The sequence below is a fragment of the Methylotenera versatilis 301 genome (assembly GCF_000093025.1).
Taxonomy (GTDB): Bacteria; Pseudomonadota; Gammaproteobacteria; order Burkholderiales; family Methylophilaceae; genus Methylotenera; species Methylotenera versatilis.
Genome location: NC_014207.1, coordinates 153,341 through 171,695, shown reverse-complemented (window position 1 = coordinate 171,695; position 18,355 = coordinate 153,341). Strand labels below are relative to the sequence as shown.

21 protein-coding genes and 3 tRNA genes are annotated in these 18,355 nt (G+C 42.1%); 14 read left to right on the top strand and 10 right to left on the bottom strand.

The window, feature by feature from the left end; all coding sequences use genetic code 11:
- Positions 1-212 precede the first annotated feature (212 nt).
- The 12 genes from M301_RS00740 to M301_RS00695 all read left to right on the top strand — a co-directional run bounded on the left by M301_RS00740 (position 213) and on the right by M301_RS00695 (position 7,529).
- Complete coding sequence (locus tag M301_RS00740; RefSeq protein ID WP_013146844.1) at positions 213-1,034, top strand: TIGR04255 family protein; 822 nt, start codon at positions 213-215, stop codon at positions 1,032-1,034.
- A gap of 10 nt (positions 1,035-1,044) precedes the next feature.
- Positions 1,045-1,620, top strand: a complete 576-nt coding sequence (locus M301_RS00735; protein ID WP_013146843.1) for a hypothetical protein — start codon at positions 1,045-1,047, stop codon at positions 1,618-1,620.
- A gap of 5 nt (positions 1,621-1,625) precedes the next feature.
- Positions 1,626-2,039: a hypothetical protein gene (locus M301_RS00730; RefSeq protein ID WP_013146842.1), complete on the top strand. Its 414-nt coding sequence runs from the start codon at positions 1,626-1,628 to the stop codon at positions 2,037-2,039.
- A gap of 177 nt (positions 2,040-2,216) precedes the next feature.
- Positions 2,217-2,888 (top strand): helix-turn-helix domain-containing protein, encoded by a 672-nt coding sequence (locus M301_RS00725; RefSeq protein WP_013146841.1) that lies wholly within the window; start codon positions 2,217-2,219, stop codon positions 2,886-2,888.
- Positions 2,889-3,022: 134 nt separating this feature from the next.
- Positions 3,023-3,691 carry a helix-turn-helix domain-containing protein gene (locus tag M301_RS00720; RefSeq protein WP_013146840.1) on the top strand — a complete coding sequence of 223 codons (669 nt, stop codon included), beginning with the start codon at positions 3,023-3,025 and terminating at the stop codon, positions 3,689-3,691.
- Positions 3,688-3,825 carry a hypothetical protein gene (locus M301_RS14570; RefSeq protein ID WP_013146839.1) on the top strand — a complete coding sequence of 46 codons (138 nt, stop codon included), beginning with the start codon at positions 3,688-3,690 and terminating at the stop codon, positions 3,823-3,825. Before M301_RS00720 ends, M301_RS14570 begins: the two co-directional genes overlap by 4 nt.
- Positions 3,818-4,120: a hypothetical protein gene (locus M301_RS00715; RefSeq protein ID WP_013146838.1), complete on the top strand. Its 303-nt coding sequence runs from the start codon at positions 3,818-3,820 to the stop codon at positions 4,118-4,120. The genes M301_RS14570 and M301_RS00715 overlap by 8 nt, the downstream gene beginning before the upstream one ends.
- Complete coding sequence (locus tag M301_RS00710; protein ID WP_013146837.1) at positions 4,117-5,448, top strand: hypothetical protein; 1,332 nt, start codon at positions 4,117-4,119, stop codon at positions 5,446-5,448. The genes M301_RS00715 and M301_RS00710 overlap by 4 nt, the downstream gene beginning before the upstream one ends.
- Entirely contained in the window at positions 5,448-6,131 is a 684-nt protein-coding gene (locus M301_RS00705) for a DUF3653 domain-containing protein (protein ID WP_013146836.1), read from the top strand. Before M301_RS00710 ends, M301_RS00705 begins: the two co-directional genes overlap by 1 nt.
- Positions 6,128-6,301, top strand: a complete 174-nt coding sequence (locus M301_RS14565; protein ID WP_013146835.1) for a hypothetical protein — start codon at positions 6,128-6,130, stop codon at positions 6,299-6,301. The genes M301_RS00705 and M301_RS14565 overlap by 4 nt, the downstream gene beginning before the upstream one ends.
- A 5-nt stretch (positions 6,302-6,306) precedes the next feature.
- On the top strand, positions 6,307-6,519 hold the full coding sequence (locus tag M301_RS00700) for a DUF4224 domain-containing protein (RefSeq protein WP_013146834.1): 213 nt from the start codon (positions 6,307-6,309) through the stop codon (positions 6,517-6,519).
- 8 nt (positions 6,520-6,527) lie between these two features.
- Positions 6,528-7,529, top strand: coding sequence for a tyrosine-type recombinase/integrase (locus M301_RS00695; protein WP_013146833.1), 1,002 nt, complete (start codon positions 6,528-6,530; stop codon positions 7,527-7,529).
- Positions 7,530-7,540: 11 nt separating this feature from the next.
- On the opposite strand, the gene M301_RS14560 is transcribed toward M301_RS00695, so the two are convergent.
- The 4 genes from M301_RS14560 to M301_RS00675 all read right to left on the bottom strand — a co-directional run bounded on the left by M301_RS14560 (position 7,541) and on the right by M301_RS00675 (position 8,296).
- The gene (locus tag M301_RS14560) at positions 7,541-7,684 is read right to left on the bottom strand and encodes a hypothetical protein (protein ID WP_013146832.1); all 144 of its coding nucleotides are present in this window, start codon (positions 7,682-7,684) and stop codon (positions 7,541-7,543) included.
- Positions 7,685-7,952: 268 nt separating this feature from the next.
- Positions 7,953-8,028 (bottom strand) — tRNA-His (locus tag M301_RS00685).
- A gap of 18 nt (positions 8,029-8,046) precedes the next feature.
- Positions 8,047-8,123 (bottom strand) — tRNA-Arg (locus tag M301_RS00680).
- A gap of 96 nt (positions 8,124-8,219) precedes the next feature.
- Positions 8,220-8,296: transfer RNA gene (locus tag M301_RS00675), tRNA-Pro, on the bottom strand.
- Positions 8,297-8,399: 103 nt separating this feature from the next.
- Here M301_RS00675 and folD point away from each other — a divergent pair.
- Positions 8,400-9,260: a bifunctional methylenetetrahydrofolate dehydrogenase/methenyltetrahydrofolate cyclohydrolase FolD gene (gene folD, locus M301_RS00670; RefSeq protein WP_013146831.1), complete on the top strand. Its 861-nt coding sequence runs from the start codon at positions 8,400-8,402 to the stop codon at positions 9,258-9,260.
- Positions 9,261-9,415: 155 nt separating this feature from the next.
- On the top strand, positions 9,416-9,838 hold the full coding sequence (dksA, locus tag M301_RS00665; protein ID WP_013146830.1) for an RNA polymerase-binding protein DksA: 423 nt from the start codon (positions 9,416-9,418) through the stop codon (positions 9,836-9,838).
- 122 nt (positions 9,839-9,960) lie between these two features.
- On the opposite strand, the gene pnp is transcribed toward dksA, so the two are convergent.
- From pnp to nusA, 6 genes are all read right to left on the bottom strand, one after another.
- Positions 9,961-12,090 carry a polyribonucleotide nucleotidyltransferase gene (pnp, locus tag M301_RS00660; protein WP_013146829.1) on the bottom strand — a complete coding sequence of 710 codons (2,130 nt, stop codon included), beginning with the start codon at positions 12,088-12,090 and terminating at the stop codon, positions 9,961-9,963.
- A gap of 209 nt (positions 12,091-12,299) precedes the next feature.
- Complete coding sequence (gene rpsO / locus M301_RS00655) at positions 12,300-12,569, bottom strand: 30S ribosomal protein S15 (RefSeq protein WP_013146828.1); 270 nt, start codon at positions 12,567-12,569, stop codon at positions 12,300-12,302.
- A 137-nt stretch (positions 12,570-12,706) separates the two neighbouring features.
- Positions 12,707-13,615 carry a tRNA pseudouridine(55) synthase TruB gene (gene truB, locus M301_RS00650; RefSeq protein WP_013146827.1) on the bottom strand — a complete coding sequence of 303 codons (909 nt, stop codon included), beginning with the start codon at positions 13,613-13,615 and terminating at the stop codon, positions 12,707-12,709.
- Positions 13,616-13,648: 33 nt separating this feature from the next.
- Positions 13,649-14,023, bottom strand: a complete 375-nt coding sequence (gene rbfA / locus M301_RS00645; protein WP_013146826.1) for a 30S ribosome-binding factor RbfA — start codon at positions 14,021-14,023, stop codon at positions 13,649-13,651.
- Complete coding sequence (infB, locus tag M301_RS00640; RefSeq protein ID WP_013146825.1) at positions 14,023-16,734, bottom strand: translation initiation factor IF-2; 2,712 nt, start codon at positions 16,732-16,734, stop codon at positions 14,023-14,025. Before infB ends, rbfA begins: the two co-directional genes overlap by 1 nt.
- Before the next feature lie 128 nt (positions 16,735-16,862).
- Positions 16,863-18,329 carry a transcription termination factor NusA gene (gene nusA, locus M301_RS00635; RefSeq protein WP_013146824.1) on the bottom strand — a complete coding sequence of 489 codons (1,467 nt, stop codon included), beginning with the start codon at positions 18,327-18,329 and terminating at the stop codon, positions 16,863-16,865.
- Positions 18,330-18,355 lie beyond the last annotated feature (26 nt).

Sequence of the window (18,355 nt, the reverse complement as noted above, 5' to 3'; positions counted from 1 at the left end):
GATTACTAAATATTAACTTAACTTTAATTGTCTACTATTTTGCTATCATTTCATATTGCCAATACATGCTTTCATTTGAATAGCAATTTCATTTAGTAGACACTATATATGCACTTAATCGATTATTCTTGCATTTATTTTCATAGTATTATTATTGTAAGAATACTGTACTAGTATTCATATATGAAAATTTCCTTCATAATGGTGAAATAATGGAATTAAACGGATGTCATGTTATAGCAGCTAGAAGCACTCACGCAGTGCAAGCTGCGTCTTTTGTATTAGAGCTGCCGGCTCATATTTCATCCGATATTGCTCAAGCTGCATTAAATTACTACGAAAACTCTCATTCACTTAAAGAGTTATTCCCTATCAAAACTGAAGCTCAAGGGATATCGATTAATCTAGATGATCAAAGCGTTAATGTTAATCAATCCACTGGCCTCCAAGGGCTTACTCTTCAAAGAGTAACTGACGATGGAAGTTTGGAGCTAAGTTTCGCCATTCAAAACAACCAAATGGTATATACATGCCATAAATATACTGGTTGGAAAGAAGTGTTTGAAAAGGCATTGAGTATACTCAGCGAATTTATGGAATTCGTTTGTCCTGTTCCTGGGGTGTCTGTTGTAGGCATTCAATATGTAGATGAGTTTTTCATTACTGGTAATAAAGAAGGCTTTAGATCTGATATTATTTTTTCGACGGATAACACAAGACTTCCAGTTTCACTGCTTAGTGCAAGTGGATTTTGGCATAATCACTCAGGTTGGTTTAGCCCTACCCCAGATAAAACTCAGGGGCAAGTTTTAAATAATTTAAATGTTAGCGTTTACCCACAACAACCCGACCGTCATGCTGTTCAAATCATTACTGCTCATAGATTAATGCTTGCCTTACCTATTAGTGATAAAGGCAGAGTGCTTGAAACCCTTCCAACAACTTTTGAAATGTTGCATTCCACAAATAAGGCTTTATTTAGAGAAGTTCTAAATGAGGAAACTTTGCGATCCATTAATTTACTCCCAAAGTAAAGAGGGCATTATGTTTACTCAAGCTGCTTCATACACACGCATAAACTTAGAATTTCATGGCTTTGCAACAGATCAAACTGCAAAATATTATGACATTTATAAAAATGTTGTTGATCAACAAAGAATCACAAGTGCAAGCTTAATCACTATTGGTGGTGAGCTGAATAATCAAAACTTAGTGTTGCCAACATTACCAATCCACCTAATTCAAAATGAATCAGCGTTAAACTATACTGCTAAGCTAACACCTATATATTTAGTTAAAGCAACAGATGCATTGATTATAAATAATGCTGATGCAATTCAATTAGCTTTTGATCAGGTAGGTGTCGAAAGAGCAAATGGCAATCAACTAATCAATTTGGGGAAAGGCATACTAGCAGAAATGAGCTATAAAGATATTGTCGTAGCTCCTTCTTTAGTTGAAGACCCTGAAGAGGATTCCATTAGTTTAACAATCAGATTTATGTTAAATGTTTCATTCGAAGAATCACTAGTGTTGGACACTAAATTAACAAAAGAAATGATTAATAGAGCGAATGATACTCCTGACAATCTTTTATTTGCTGTATATCCAATGGGCTAATTCTCGTGTTATCAGCAAAAGATATTGCGACTTATGCCAGACAAATCGTTGGTGAAACTGCAAATGAAGTTCGCTTAAGAAATGGGGTTGGAAGAGCATATTATGCTGCTTATCATTACTGCCAACAGGCTGCCAATACCTACTGCGACACCTTTACCAAAGAAGAAATAGATCAGTTACCGAATAATCAAAAGACTACTCACGCGAATTTGTTCTTAAGGCTTAAAACTAAATGTAGAGACGAAGACAATAAGAAAAATTTAAAATTTATGGCAGATCAAGCAAGTAAAATGAAAGATTTTAGAGTTACTGCTGATTACCATCTGGATAAAGTCATTAACCATGACTCATTTATCCGATGCCTGACACACTTGAGTGAAGTCGAAACTACACTTACTGCATTAACTCCAACCAAATAAGGCGGCTAACAATCCGTCTTTCAAACAAAACCCCCTATTACAAAATATTGCCTAACCGACTGTTAGGCAATATTGTTTATCTGATATAACATAAGCGTTTTCAAAGTATGCTGTTAATCACCGTCAAACCAATAACGACAAGGGTATGACAGCAATGTAAGTAAGCGAAAAACACCTATGAGTGATGATAAAAAACAATCTGAAAAAAACAAAGTTGATGTGCTTGCTCGTGACATTGGCAAAAGAATATTTGATGCTCGCGATGGTCTTGGCCTTTCGCAAGAGAGTTTATATAAAAGAACTAAATTAAACGACCATGATGGTATTGGAATTTCTCGTGCAGTTTTATCTCTTTATGAAAGAGGCATAAATAAACCAGGTGCTAGAGAAATTAGTATTCTTTGTGTAACACTGAAAATTTCACCTAACTGGCTTTTATTTGGTTCAGAATCACCTGCTGAAGCATTGCTTCCAAGTCTAACCTTTTTGCAAGGTGATGACTTATCGATATCAATCAGAGTTGCGTTCGGCATCCTTGCACTTTCGCCAGTAGAGCGAAACTCGTTATCTAGTCTTTTGTTCTCACTGTTAAGTAAATCTCTAGGGGACACTCGGTTATCATCATTAATGATGATGGCAAATATGATGGCGCCCGAATTTAAAAATAAAATTCTAGAGACTGTAGGCAATGATGCAGAAAAGCTAGACATGAAAGACTTACTCGCTAAGTTTGTTGAAGAGTGTGCTGAATCCGTATACACAACCTATGGTAATTTACGCCCATTACTTTCCGAAGAGGATTTCTATAACAAGGATCCAGACATCCACCCTCCTCCTCGTAAGCTGTAAAATCACAGTATTCTGAAATAAATCAACTCATTTGTAACTAATTTGCATTGAATACTTGCATAATGTAAAACACTCGCCTATGATTGAAATAAATCAATTCAATTAAGTATTGATTTATTTCAGAAGGAACGGTCATGGCAATCAAACAGGAGTACGCTCTAACTAGAGCCGAATTTGACGAAGCGTTAGTTCGTCTTCGCTTAAACGTCTCAGAAGTTGCGAAGGAAACGGGAATACCTCGATCCTACTGCTCTGAATTTAGAAATGGTGATCGCCAGCTCCGTCCAGAGCAACTAGCAAAGCTAAAAGATTACTTTGAAAGCAAAGGTTTAGTCTTTGAAGACAACAGCCAAGAGCTGACCAAGCCTGAATCAAGTCCACCAGTTACAGATCTAACCAAGCCAGAAGGTATTCAACATACCCTTTTAGCCGTTAGACACCTCTCCATCGATCAAAGCCTGAACACCGAGCAAATCAATAGCATTCTCGAAAAAATAGCCGCAAATGATCGAGATGCCCAAGGGTTGCTCAATGAGAAAGCTGAACGTGGCTTACTTAGTGACTGGTCGGAGCAAACGGATTCATATTTAAAACAAGTGTTTGGTTTGTTCGCAGCCAATTACGTGCTTATGCGTCATTTACAAGGCCGCCCCCTGGTCGTGCTTGAAAAGCCTATCGAAGATAATGAAATCGATACGGTTGCAACCTTATTTGCAAATTTGTTCCATAAAGAGAATGGCGACTTAGTCAAGGAAGAGCAAAAACCAGATACAACACCAAGCGGCGAGGAGGACGCATCATGAAATGCCCCGTTTCCATGCTGCCTAGAGTCGGATCATCAACCGCCTCAATTTTGTTTGTCATTGGTGTGATTGCAACAATCAGTTACGCCTTACATGCTCAGCAAAATAAAGCTAAGGCCAATAAAAATGGCTAGCCAAACACCCATAAAACACTCAGCCATAGCCGCATTAGGCTACATGCCAAACCCAATGCGCGCTATATGGAACAACGCAACCCCGCGAGACCGATCATTTATTGCACGTGCTGCAGCATTAGGTGATCAATCACTTGAGAACGAACACCAAGTGATCGTCCAGCACGTCTACGGCCTTTTATGGGATGAACTGAGCCACAAGCAACAAGTATCGATTCATGAGGCATGCCGTCGCATTGCATCATGGTCTGACAAAATCGGCATCACAGCTGCGTTTGAACGGAGAGCAGCATGATGCAAACTGAACCAAATGCAGTGGTTTCACGCTTTCTTGGTATTAGTGCGAAATCTCTACACACAAGCAGCGCAAAAAACGAAGACCATAAACTTAAAGCGAAGGCATTAAAATACACTTTGCAACGTACAGCACAAACACTTTTGTACAATCACGAAGGTGGCAAGCAACACCGCGTTTGTTCATGTCATCGCAATGTAGCATCGGATGGCGTGAGTGTTTATCGTGATGTATCTGGCAATAACGCACGTTTTGGCAACTTGATGACATGCGGCTCCGTGTGGTCCTGCCCTGTTTGTGCCGCAAAAATCACGGAATCACGCCGTGAAGATTTGCAAAAAGCAGTTAGCAATTGGTTACTTCAAGGTAGTAGTTGCTTATTACTCACTAGTACATTTCCACATGAAGCGGACATGCCGCTATCTGAATTGCTAGAGAAGTTTGCCGAAGCACTACAAAAATTCAAGAATTCACGTACCTACAAAAATATTTTTGGCACCTCAGTCGCAGCAAGTGCCTTGAAGTCGAAAAAGAACACCCCGCTAAAAAACATCATTGAAGGTACGCACCCACGCCTTGGTACAGTGCGTAGCCTTGAAGTGTCACATGGTGTAAATGGCTGGCATCCTCACACTCATGAAGTGTTATTCATGGATGATGACAGACTGCTGACAGATACAGCAGCCGTTGAGTCATTAACCAAAGCTTGGGTGGTTGCATTGATTAATGCAGGACTAGGTGACGAATCAAAAATTAACGACATGTTGTTGCGTGCAATGGATATACGTGGCGGCGATTACGTAGCCGATTATGTCAACAAATTTGGTCGCGAGCCTGTAGAGCTGCAAGGCTGGACAATTGCGCACGAAGTCACAAAAGCCAATAGCAAAATGGGTAAAGTTGGCCGCAAGTTTGGCAATGAATTTCACTATACGCCATTCCAATTGCTAGGCTTCGCAACTGATGGTGACAGTGTAGCCGCTGAACTATTCAAAGAATTTAGCGCGTGCTTTGAAGGCAAGCGCATGAATTACTGGACTAACGGCCTAAAAGATTGGTTTAACATCAATGAAGTTGAAGACGAAGACTTAGCCGTTGATCAGGAAACTGAGAAAGAAAAAGAAGAGGAATTTGTCATTCGTCTTGATGGCGACCAATGGAAACTTGTTATTGAAACAAATGCACGCTTTGAAGTACTACAAGCGGCCGCACGTGGCGGATTGAACTCTGTACTTAGTTTAATTGAAGACTTAAAAACACGGCCTAAAAGCTATCGAGGCTGGTTTAAGGACTTTGCACGGCCTGATTTTAGTAGGTTCTTTCACTAATGGCTAAATACGCAAGAAACAAGCTTTATCCAAACAAAGCTACTCAATGGTCATATTTCATGCAAGCTATTGAACCTAACAACCCTGAGATCAATACAGCTTTTCCAGAATATCACCCTATGTGGGTTATTCAGTCACAGAAAAAATCTGTATCTGCTGAATATTTCAGATTCATGCGTGAGTACTTGCTTAACATGACACACGAGCAATGTGCCGCTTATTTGCGTGTAACTATCAGCCATATAGCAAGCTGGGAAAATGGGAAAGTTGAAGTGCCATTTATGGCATTTGAGCTGCTAAGAGTAGTTTATGAAAGTGCCAATTTTAGGCTATCAAACAAAGACTGGAAAGGCTGGTTCATTGATAGCAACGGCCGCCTAGTATCCCCTAATCGCGGAAGTCTTTCATTCTCACCTGACGAACTCTCATTTATCCGTGAAGTTCACCAGGTCAACGCTATGTATAAAGAAGAAAACAAACAATTGTGTGAAGAAATCGAACCGTTGCGGGCAGAACTAGCAGCATTCAAAGCGGGCGATCAACATGATGGCTTGCTAGATGAACTAAAAGAGATTGGATCTAAATTAGCTGAGATTTCAGCAAGAGTAAGTCCTAACAAGGTTGTACACATCAGCAATAAAACCAAAATCACCGAAACTCTATTGGAGGTAAAAGCAGCATGAAAAAACGTCCTAATTTCAACCTACACACTAACGAAACCCCTTCGGCTGCGATTCTTCGCCTTTACAAGCATATTCGTGCGATCAAACGTGATTACGAACCACAAAGCCACTTTGCTGCTCGCATACAGCACAAAAAAGCTTTCAAACCGATTTTAAGAATCGTTAAGTAATTAATATGTTATTTCTTAGCAGTGATGAGTTGCAAGAGCTTACTGGCTTTAAATTAGCATCAAGGCAATGCATTTGGCTAACAGATCACGCTTACCCTTACGACACAAATCATAGTGGCAAACCAAAGGTGTTACGCTCGTTTTTAGAGCAGCGCCTATGCCCCAGCATCACATCCATCCAAGGCTTTGAAGAGCCAAATTTTGCAGCTCTGAGATAACCATCAACATGGGGCGTCGCCGTACCAATAATTTAGATCTACCTCCGCATATGCAAATTAAGCATGGTGCTTATTACTTTGTTGGTCGCGACAAAAAGTGGATTCGCTTATCTGAAGACAAAGCACTGGCCTTGGCAAAATGGGCTGAATTAGAAGGTGAAATTCCATTCCCGCCAAACGAAGAGAAACCTATCAAAGGTAGCCTAGGCGAACTGATCATGCGTTATATGATTGAGATTGCGCCGCACAAAGCGAAAAGCACTTATCAGGGTAATAAACTAGAGGCTGAAAATCTAAAAAAAGTATTTAGCAAAGTGCAAGCTCGTGCAGTTCTGCCAACTCATATTGCTAAATATCTAGATACACGTGGCATAACATCTCAAGTTCGTGCAAATCGTGAAATTGCATTGCTATCACATATCTATACCTATGGCATGCGCTGGGGTGTTGTTAATAGCAACCCCTGCATAGGCGTTGCCAAGCATAAAGAAAAAGGCCGTGATAGATACATCATGGACAATGAGTTCGAAGGGGTCAAAAACATAGCTAGCGAGCTCATAGCGATTGTAATGGACATGGCCTACATCACAGCCCTACGTAAGGGCGACATTCTCAGCCTAAAGCTTGAGCAGGTAACCGATGAAGGTATATGGATTAAACAGAACAAGACGGGGGCTAAGCAGCTATATGAATGGTCGATAGGCCTGCATGATGTAGTTGATCGTGCTAAGGCGTTAAAACGGCCAATACGTGGTCTATATCTATTTTGTACACGACAAGGCAAGCCATATTCAGATTCAGGATTTAAAGCTATGTGGAATCGTGTACAGGTCAAATGGGCTGAGCAAGGTGGAAGTCGGTTTACATTTCATGACATACGGGCGAAGGCATTAACTGACGCAAAGAACTTAGGTATGGATGCTCAATCACTCGCTGGTCACAGCTCCGCAGCTATGACTGAGCATTACATTAAACAAAGGGAATTTAAGCGTGTAATTCCTTTGAAATAGCTTAAATTAATTTAAGCTGAAAGGTTAGCAGTATGGCTTTCAAAAGCAGGCATAGAACATAAAGAAGCAACCGTATAACCCATAATAAATTTAGATTTTAAATTAACAAAACTGTTAAATTTTACGTCTGTTGTGTTGCTGATGATTTTCTTCATATTGTTAGTCCTTTTGATTGGTAGTTTTAAATTACTAAATACTGATAAATTAGCTTTTACTTCTAAATCAGTTACCACTTTAAAGGTTCTATGCTGCTGAACTTGATAGCCAGTAATGCTTCCACCGGAGTTCTGTTTATTATCCTTATGTTTAGTAATATGGCGATAAGAATAATATTTTCAAGTACCAAAATTAAAAATAGTAGACAATTGTCTACTATTCAATGAGTTTTAGCATTTTGATATTTGCTGGAAAGCGCTAGAAATATGGGGTGGCTGATGGGGCTCGAACCCACGACAACAGGAATCACAATCCTGGACTCTACCAACTGAGCTACAGCCACCATAGAGACTTAACGTACTGGTCTGCCCGACAGGAATCGAACCTGTAACCCCCAGCTTAGAAGGCTGGTGCTCTATCCGGTTGAGCTACGGGCAGATTGTGGTTACAAGGCTTCATATTTGCATATAAAGTTTCGGGCTGACTTTTATCTTGACTTGTTAAGTTTAAACTAAAAACCAACAAGTTAAAATTTGGTCGGCGTGGAGAGATTCGAACTCCCGACATCCTGCTCCCAAAGCAGGCGCGCTACCAGGCTACGCTACACGCCGAAGGGCAGAAATATACTGCAAACCGGGCTGAAGGTCAAATCTATTATGATAAAATGTTACTTTATTTTCAATATAGCTTAAAAAGTAAGCAAAATAATATCTAATGACCGCTCAAATAATTGATGGCAAAGCCATTGCTGAAAATCTTTTAAACTCGATTAAAGAACGTATCAATAATCGCCTACTAGCAAACAAACGTGCGCCCGGTTTAGCCGTGATCGTTCTAGGTGCAGATCCTGCATCCAGCATCTATGTACGTAACAAACGCCTAGCCTGCGAAAAGGTTGGTATTCGCTCTATTGCTTACGATTTACCAGATTCAACTTCTGAAGCTGATCTGCTTACGTTGATTGAGCAATTGAATCAAGATGAGACTATTGATGGCATTCTCGTGCAGTCACCATTACCGCCTCAAATTAAAGATGAACATATCATTGAGCGCATCAGTCCCAATAAAGATGTTGATGGTTTTCATCCCTATAACATTGGGAGGTTGGCGGTTCGCCAGCCCACCTTACGCTCTTGTACGCCTTTTGGCGTCATTAAAATGCTGCAAGCCAGCAATATAGAGCTAATGGGCTTGGATGCGTTAGTTGTAGGCGTATCGAATCATGTAGGTCGCCCAATGGCATTAGAGCTACTACTGGCCGGCTGCACTGTAACCAGTTGTCATCGACATACTAAAGATTTGGCTAAAATGGTTCAGCAAGCCGATTTGATTGTCGCTGCCGCAGGAAAACCTGGGTTGATACAAGGCGCTTGGATTAAGCCTGGCGCTATTGTCATAGACATTGGCATTAACCGACTGGCTGATGGCAGCATCTCTGGCGACGTGGATTTTAAAGCTGCAAAAGAGCGTGCGGGCTATATTTCCCCAGTACCAGGTGGCGTTGGCCCAATGACGGTTGCCACTTTAATGGAAAACACATTATTAGCACTAGAGTTAAATGAAGCAAAACTTTAATATCTTGTATTAAGTTATTTAGCAAATAATTCAATGAATTAGGCTAACTTTGCATCAAAGCTAGTTTCAGTGTACACTCACGCGCTTAATTTTATAAAGCATAATTCTTAGGTAGTTTTCTTAAGCAACTCTTTTTAAGTTTTTTGAGGCACACCATGGCAGAAGTTATTACTAAACATTTCACCCCTTACCAGCCAAAGGCTGACGAGCAGTATATGAGCAAACCACAGCTCAATCACTTTCGTAAGATTTTGAACGACTGGAAAGCAGAACTAAGCCAAGAACTTGATCGCACCGTACATACGATGCAAGATGAAGTTACGATGTTTGCGGACCCAAACGACCGCGCAAGCCAAGAGTCAGACATGACTTTAGAATTGCGTAACCGCGACCGTGAACGTAAGCTTATCAAGAAAATTGATGAGACTTTACGCAATATTGATAGCGACGAATATGGCTATTGCGAAGGCTGTGGTATCGAGATTGGTCTAAAACGCCTAGAAGCGCGCCCAACTGCGACACTTTGCATTGATTGCAAAACACTAGATGAAATGCGTGAGAAACAAGTGGCCAAATAATTAGACCACTAAATCTTATGTAAAAATAAAAGCCCGATTAGTCGGGCTTTTATTTTTTAAGGTGCATTTTTACACAACAAAAAACCCGCTTTCGCGGGCTTTTTGTTTAAACATTAACCGACTTATTCGTCTGCTTCTGTCTCAGATTTAGCCTCTGCAGCTGGCGCTTCAATCAAAGCCTTCATGCTTAAACGCACGCGGCCTTTTTCATCAGCTTCAACCACTTTAACTTTAACAATATCGCCTTCTTTTAAGAAGTCACTCACAGCATTTACACGTTGATGTGCAATTTGTGAGATGTGCAGTAAGCCATCTTTACCAGGAATTAGCGACACGATAGCACCAAAATCAAGCAATTTAAGCACAGTACCTTCATACACATTACCGATTTCAACTTCAGCAGTAATCTCAGCAATACGACGTTGCGCTTCAGCGCCTTGCTCTGAACTTGTACAAGCAATTTTCACTGTACCGTCTTCAGTAATATCAATGCTAGTGCCTGTTTCTTCAGTTAGCGCACGAATCACCGCGCCGCCTTTACCAATCACATCACGGATTTTCTCAGGATTGATTTTCATCACGATAATGCGTGGAGCAAACGCTGACATTTCAGTATTCGCGCTGCTCATTGCAGCTTTCATGATACCTAAAATGTGCGCACGGCCTTCTTTTGCTTGTGCTAACGCCACTTGCATAATTTGTGAAGTGATGCCTGTGATTTTGATATCCATTTGCAGCGCTGTAATACCGTCTTCTGTACCGGCTACTTTAAAGTCCATATCACCTAGATGATCTTCGTCACCTAAAATATCCGTTAACACCGCAACGCGGTTGCCTTCTTTAATCAAGCCCATCGCAATACCAGCGACTAGTGATTTCATCGGCACGCCTGCATCCATCAATGCTAAACAACCGCCACACACTGAAGCCATTGAGCTTGAACCGTTAGATTCTGTAATTTCAGACACTACACGCATGGTGTAATCGAAATCTGCTTGATCTGGCAATGCAGCGATTAATGAGCGCTTTGCTAAACGGCCATGGCCGATTTCGCGACGTTTTGGTGTACCCACACGGCCTGTTTCACCAGTAGCGTACGGAGGCATGTTGTAATGCAGCATGAAGCGATCTTTAAACTCGCCTTGCAATGCATCAATCACTTGCTCGTCACGGCCTGTACCAAGCGTTGCAACCACCAAAGCTTGCGTTTCACCGCGCGTGAATAATGCAGAGCCATGTGTACGTGGCAATACGCCTGTACGGATACTGATTGGACGTACTGTGCGCGTATCGCGACCATCAATACGTGGCTCGCCATTTAAGATTTGGCTACGGACTGTTTTAGCTTCCAAATTAAACAACTCACCTTTAATTTTATTCGCTTCAGCTGTTGAAGTTTCTTCAGTGATTAACTCGCCCAATACGCGGCTAGTAATTTCTGACAATTTAGCTGAACGTGCGCCTTTTGCCTTGATTTGGAATGCAGCATTAATATCCGCAGCAGCTAATTCAGCTACTTTTGCGATTAACGCTGTATCTGGCTCTGGAGCAACCCAGTCCCATGCATCTTTACCCGCTTCAGCAGCTAATTCAGCAATCATTTTAATCACGGCTTGCATTTGCTCGTGACCGAACACCACAGCGCCCAACATCACTTCTTCAGAAAGCTCTTTCGCTTCTGACTCAACCATCATTACGGCTGTTTCAGTCGCTGCAACCACTAAATCTAATTCAGTTTCTTCTAATTGTGCTTTGGTTGGGTTCAATACGTATTCGTCATTGATATAACCAACACGTGCTGCACCCAGTGGGCCGAAGAATGGAATACCTGACAATGACATTGCCGCAGAAGCACCGATAATTGCTGGAATATCTGCATCGATTTCTGGATCTGATGACAACACTGTCGCTACAACTTGCACTTCGTTATAAAACGCTTCTGGGAATAATGGACGTAATGGACGGTCGATTAAACGGCTTGTCAGTGTTTCTTTTTCTGAAGGACGGCCTTCACGTTTGAAAAAGCCACCTGGGATTTTACCTGCAGCATAAGTTTTTTCCATGTAATCTACTGTTAACGGGAAAAAATCTTGGCCTGCTTTTACTTCTGATTTACTCGTAACGGCTACCAATACCACTGTATCGCCGTAGCTCACCATCACAGCCGCATCGGCTTGACGTGAGATTTCACCTGTTTCAAGAGTGAGCGTATGCGCACCGTATTGAATACTTTTAGTTACTTTATTAAACATTATTTTTCCTTTTTCATATCAATAAGCTGTTATTCACTACCCAATAACAACCGACTTTTTCTAACTCAATTTTAAAAATTTGGTGATTACTTTTTTACTACCATTTTTAGCAGATATGTAAACTATTAAAAACGAAAAAGCCGACGCATATCACCATGCAATCGGCTTTTCTTACAATTATAAAAGTGAATGGTTCACTTTTATAAGAATTACTTACGTAAGCTCAAACGCTCAATCAGTGTTTGATAACGGCTTGAATCTTTACGTTTTAAATAATCCAACAAGCTACGACGTTGACTTACTAAAGCCAACAAACCGCGACGTGAGTGGTTATCTTTTTTGTTAGATTTAAAATGCTCTGTTAAGTATGTAATGCGGCTAGTTAAAAGCGCAACTTGCACTTCTGGGCTAGCGGTATCATTTGGAGCACGTTGATATTCTTTAACGATTTTTGCAGTATCTAAAGCTGTAGTTGCCATTTTTTTCCCTAATAATTAGCGTCAATGCAAAAGTAGAAAACCCACTAAAGCATTCATTTACAAAATGAACTGAGCATTCTAATGATAAATCTATGATTTATCAAGTAGTTTTGTATATTTAAGCGACTCTATGTCACTTAATTTTCCATGTGTCGGATTAAACGCTTCGGAGCAATTTTTCCATCACTCGACAATTCCCCTAGCCCTAAAAAGTCTTGCTGTTCGCTATACAGCCGCAGCAATCCTTTAGGCACTGCACCGCTCTTCCACACGCCCTGACCTTGCTGCAGATAGAACACGCTATCGTTATCTAAGGTAATCGCTGGCAAATGCTGCACGGCACTGTCTTCTGGCAGCAAAGCGGCTTCTCTTTGCTCTAACGTCATAGCTTCTAATTGTTCTAGCGTGATGGTTTGCGCTATTGTGTAGTTGGCGGTAGCCGTTCTGCGCAAACCAATTAAATGTGCGCCACAACCCAGTTGCTTACCAATGTCTTCAGCCAAGGTACGAATATAAGTGCCTTTCGTACAAGTCACGGTAATAACGGCTTCATCTTGTTTGAAATCGTCGACAGCAATATGATGAATAGTAATCAGACGAGCTTTACGCTCTATTTCTATGCCAGCCCGTGCATATTCATACATGGCCTTACCTTCGTGCTTTAAGGCAGAAAACATAGGGGGAACTTGGCTGATTTCACCGAGGAACTGTTGGCATACTTGCTCAAATTGCGCTCGGCTAACATTCACAGCTTGTGTTGTCAGTACCTCACCTTCGGCATCGCCAGTATTGGTAGTAACACCTAGCTTTAAAGTCGCAACGTAGGTTTTATCTGCATCAGTGAGGTAATGCGCAAATTTTGTGGCTTCGCCAAAGCAAAGCGGCAGCAAGCCTGTCGCCAATGGATCTAGCGTGCCTGTGTGCCCAGCTTTTGCGGCTTGATATAGCCACTTGGCTTTTTGTAAGGCTTGGTTGCTAGAAAAACCGATTGGCTTATCCAGCAACAACACGCCGTTTACATTTCGTTTTGTTCTTTTAAACTGCAAGAATCTGGCCTCTGCTGGCTAGAGTAATTAGAATTATTTTTTGTCTTTTTCTGGGACGTTATCTGGATTGGTCGCAAGCGCTTCATCAATCAATTTTGACATCATCATGCCGTTATCAATTGAAGCATCATAGACAAAATGCAGTTGCGGAACCGTACGAAGCAGCATGCGTTTAGCCACCTGCGTTCTGAGAAAGCCCGCTGACTTTTCTAGACCTTGCTGCAAGCTATCACTGGCTTTACTAGCACTGTAAAAAATCTTCGCGTGCGCCATATCACCAGTCACCTCAACAGCAGTGATGGTCACCATTTTCACACGCGGATCTTTTACTTCAAATTGCAGCAAGTCAGCGAGTTCACGCTGCATTTGCTCTGCAACTCGGTGGCTTCTTGAGAAATCCTTAGCCATTATAGCGTTCTAGCCACTTCAACGATTTCATACACTTCTAAGATATCGCCAACTTCAATATCATTAAAGTTCTTCAATGACAGACCGCACTCAAAGTTGTTTTTAACTTCTTTAACGTCGTCTTTAAAGCGTTTAAGTGAGTCTAACTCGCCAGTATGAATAATCACGTTATTACGTAACACTCGCACTCTTGATGTACGTTTAATCATACCATCTTGCACGTAACAACCAGCAATCGCGCCGACTTTAGAGATGCGGAACACTTCACGAATCTCTACAGTACCAATCATGCTTTCTCTTTGCTCTGGCGCTAACATGCCACCTAGAGCGGCTTTAATCTCGTCCACTGCCTCGTAAATAATATTGTAGTAACGCACATCTATACCTAGCGTTTCTATCAATTTACGTGCACCTGAGTCTGCGCGCACGTTAAAGCCAATCAATACCGCTTTTGATGCTGCAGCCAAGTTAACATCTGACTCGCTAATGGCACCTACGCCAGTGTGAATGATATTTACACGTACTTCAGAAGTTGAAAGTTTTTGTAAACTTGTTGCCAACGCTTCGTATGAACCTTGTACGTCAGATTTAATAATCAAGCCCAGCGTTTGCATGTTGCCATCGCCCATTTGCTCGAACATATTTTCGAGTTTAGCCGCTTGTTGTTTAGCTAATTTCACATCACGGAATTTACCTTGACGGAAGTTTGCGATTTCACGTGCTTTGCGCTCATCGTTAAGCACAATCATTTCTTCACCAGCGCTCGGTACATCTGACAAACCTTGAATTTCCACTGGCATTGATGGACCAGCTTCTTGAATGTCATTGCCTGACTCATCCAACATCGCACGTACTTTACCAAACGTAGTACCAGCTAACACCATATCACCACGTCTAAGCGTACCTGATGTTACCAAGATAGTCGCGACTGAACCGCGGCCTTTATCTAGACGACCTTCAATCACCAAGCCTTTAGCCGGCGTATTTTTAGGTGCTTGCAGCTCTAAAACTTCCGCCTGAAGAAGTACCGCTTCTAACAGTTCATCAATACCCTTACCTGTTTTTGCCGAAACTTCTCTAAACATGACTTCGCCACCAAAATCTTCTGGTACCACTTCTTGCGCAACTAATTCCATTTTTACGCGCTCTGGTTCTGCACCAGGCTTATCAATTTTGTTGATCGCAACAACTAAAGGTACGCCAGCCGCTTTGGCATGGTGAATCGCTTCTATGGTTTGTGGCATCACGCCATCATCCGCAGAAACGACTAGAATCACCACATCGGTCGCTTTTGCACCGCGAGCCCGCATAGCCGTAAACGCTTCATGGCCTGGCGTGTCTAAGAAAGTCACCATACCGCGCGGCGTTTCAACGTGATAAGCACCAATATGTTGCGTAATACCACCCGCCTCACCTGAAGCGACACGGCTACGACGAATGTAATCTAGCAATGAAGTTTTACCATGGTCTACGTGACCCATCACAGTCACTACTGGTGGACGTGTTTCCATAATTGCAGTGGCGTGCTCTGCCTCTTCAACAAAAGCATCTGGGTCGTTTGGTGCAGCAGCAGCAGCTTTATGGCCCATTTCTTCTACAATAATAATTGCAGTTTCTTGGTCTAGCACTTGGTTAATCGTCACCATCATGCCCATGCCCATCAGCGTTTTAATCACTTCGCCTGATTTAACTGCCATTTTGTGCGCCAATTCAGCGACCGTAATGGTTTCTGGCACTAACACTTCATAGATAATCGCTTCTGTTGGCGCTGTAAATCCGTGTTGCGTATCATCATCCTGATGACGACTTTTGCCTTTAGGCGCACGCCAGCCTGGTTTACCAGCAGTAACATCACCGCGCGTTTTCAAGCCGCGTTTTTTATTCTCAGCGTCTGTCCACTCTTTATTATTGCCCTTACCTTTTTTCGCCTCTTTCGCTACTGCTGGCTTAGCTACGCCCTCTTTAGCGACAGGCTTATGCAATGTACCTTCAGATAGTTTTGCAGCTTTTACTTTAGCTGCTTCGGCCTCAGCTAGTTTTCTAGCTTCTTCATCTAAGCGACGTTGCGCCATTTCTGCTTTTTTGCGTTTATCTTCTGCTTGAATAGCAGCTAATGCTGAATGACGTCGCGCTTCATTTTCACGCAAGGCAATTTCATCTGCGCCCAACAAGTCTTTACGACTGATAGTCTTAATTACGGGTTCTGCAACAACTGGTTTTTCGATCACAGGTGCAGGCTCTGGAGCAACTTCAGCAACAATGACTTCTTCCACAATCACTTCAACAACTGGTCCCACAACTTCTTCAACAACAGGCACCTCAACAACCTCAACAGGCGCAATCTCTTCAACCGCCGCTTCAGGCGCTTGCTCTTCGGCGACAACTTCTTCTGTATGCGCAGTTAAATCGGCCTCATCGTGTTGTTCAATCACACGTTTTTTACGCACTTCAACTTGAATCGTGCGCGCTTTACCTGTGTTATCCGTTTTCTTGATCTCTGTACTGGATTTACGCGTTAAAGTAATTTTGTTTTTCGGCGCAAGCGTACCGTGCTCTTTACGCAGGTGATCCAGCAGCGCTGTTTTATCATCTTCACTTAGATAATCTTCAGCGGCTGATTTCTTTACGCCTGCGCTATTGAGCTGTTCTAATAACAACGCTGTTGGCAGCTTTAATTCGCCAGCAAATTGTTCTACGGTTGTTTGTGCCATCTTGTTACTCCAGTATTCTTGCCTAAGCTTTATTGCCTAGTTTTACCACTATTACTTTTATTGATTGCTTAATTTAAGTAAATCCAAACGACCTACTTAAACGTATGCGCTTACTTAAACCTGTGTAATTACTTAAACCAAGGCGCGCGCGCTGTCATGATTAATGTTTTTGCACGTTCTGCATCCATCCCAGTGAGCTCTTCCAGCTCATCTACCGCTAACTCAGCCAAATCATCCATTGTTGCCACACCTTTAGAGGCCAATAGATGTGCTGTTTCGGCATCCATGCCTTCCATCGCCAACAAATCTTCAGAAGCTTCTTCAACTTTCTCTTCTTTAGCAATCGCTTCTGTTAACAAAGCTGCACGAGCGCGTTTACGTAGCTCTTCAATCGTGTCTTCATCAAACGCTTCGATTTCGTTCATTTCAGCCAATGGCACATAAGCAATTTCTTCTAACGTACTAAAGCCTTCTTGCACTAAAATTTCCGCCACTTCAGCATCCACATCCAACTTATCCATGAACAACTGGCTGACACCAGCAAATTCATCTTGGTTTTTCTGTGCAGCTTGATCAACGGTCAGAATGTTCAATGTCCAACCAGTTAACTCAGAAGCCAAACGTACGTTTTGACCGTTACGACCAATCGCCAGGGCTAATTGCTCTTCATCCACCACAACATCCATACTGTGTGCATCTTCATCTACAACGATGCTAGAAACTTCAGCAGGTGACATTGCATTAATCACGAACTGGGCTGGCTCCATAGACCACAACACAATATCCACGCGCTCACCAGCCAACTCACCAGTCACTGCTTGCACGCGTGAACCACGCATACCTACGCAAGTACCGACTGGGTCAATACGCTGATCGTTTGATTTAACCGCAATTTTTGAACGCAAACCAGGATCACGCGCTGCGGCACGAATCTCAAGCAAACCCTCTTCAATTTCCGGCACTTCTAATTCAAATAGACGCACTAGGAAATCAGGCGTAATTCTTGAAAGAATTAACTGAGGACCACGGCCACCACGTTCGATGCGTGAAAGGAATGCGCGTACACGGTCACCTACACGTAGATTCTCTTTAGGAATCATTTGTTCGCGCGGTAATAATGATTCAATACGGCCCACTTCAATAATCGCATTACCTTTTTCCATACGCTTAATCACGCCTGTGACTAATTTTTCATCACGCGCTAAAAAGTCTTCTAGAATTTGCTCACGCTCAGCTTCACGCACTTTTTGCAAAATCACTTGTTTCGCTGCTTGCGCGCCGATACGGCCGAACTCAATGCTTTCTAATGGCTCTTCGTAATAATCGCCAACATTCAAACCTTTAGCGTGTTCGCTTTCTTCATCAATTTGATAAGCTGAGTTTTCTAACAAGTCATACTCAACATATTGCCAGCGTCTGAATGTTTCATACTCGCCACTTTCACGGTCGATAGACACGCGCACATCGGCATCATCATGATGTTTTTTCTTGGTGGCTGAAGCCAAGGCAAGCTCAAGCGCAGTAAAAATGACTTCTTTACTCACATTTTTTTCGTGTGCTAGTGCATCTACCAATAATAAAATTTCACGACTCATCATCTATCTCCGACTATAAATTGCAG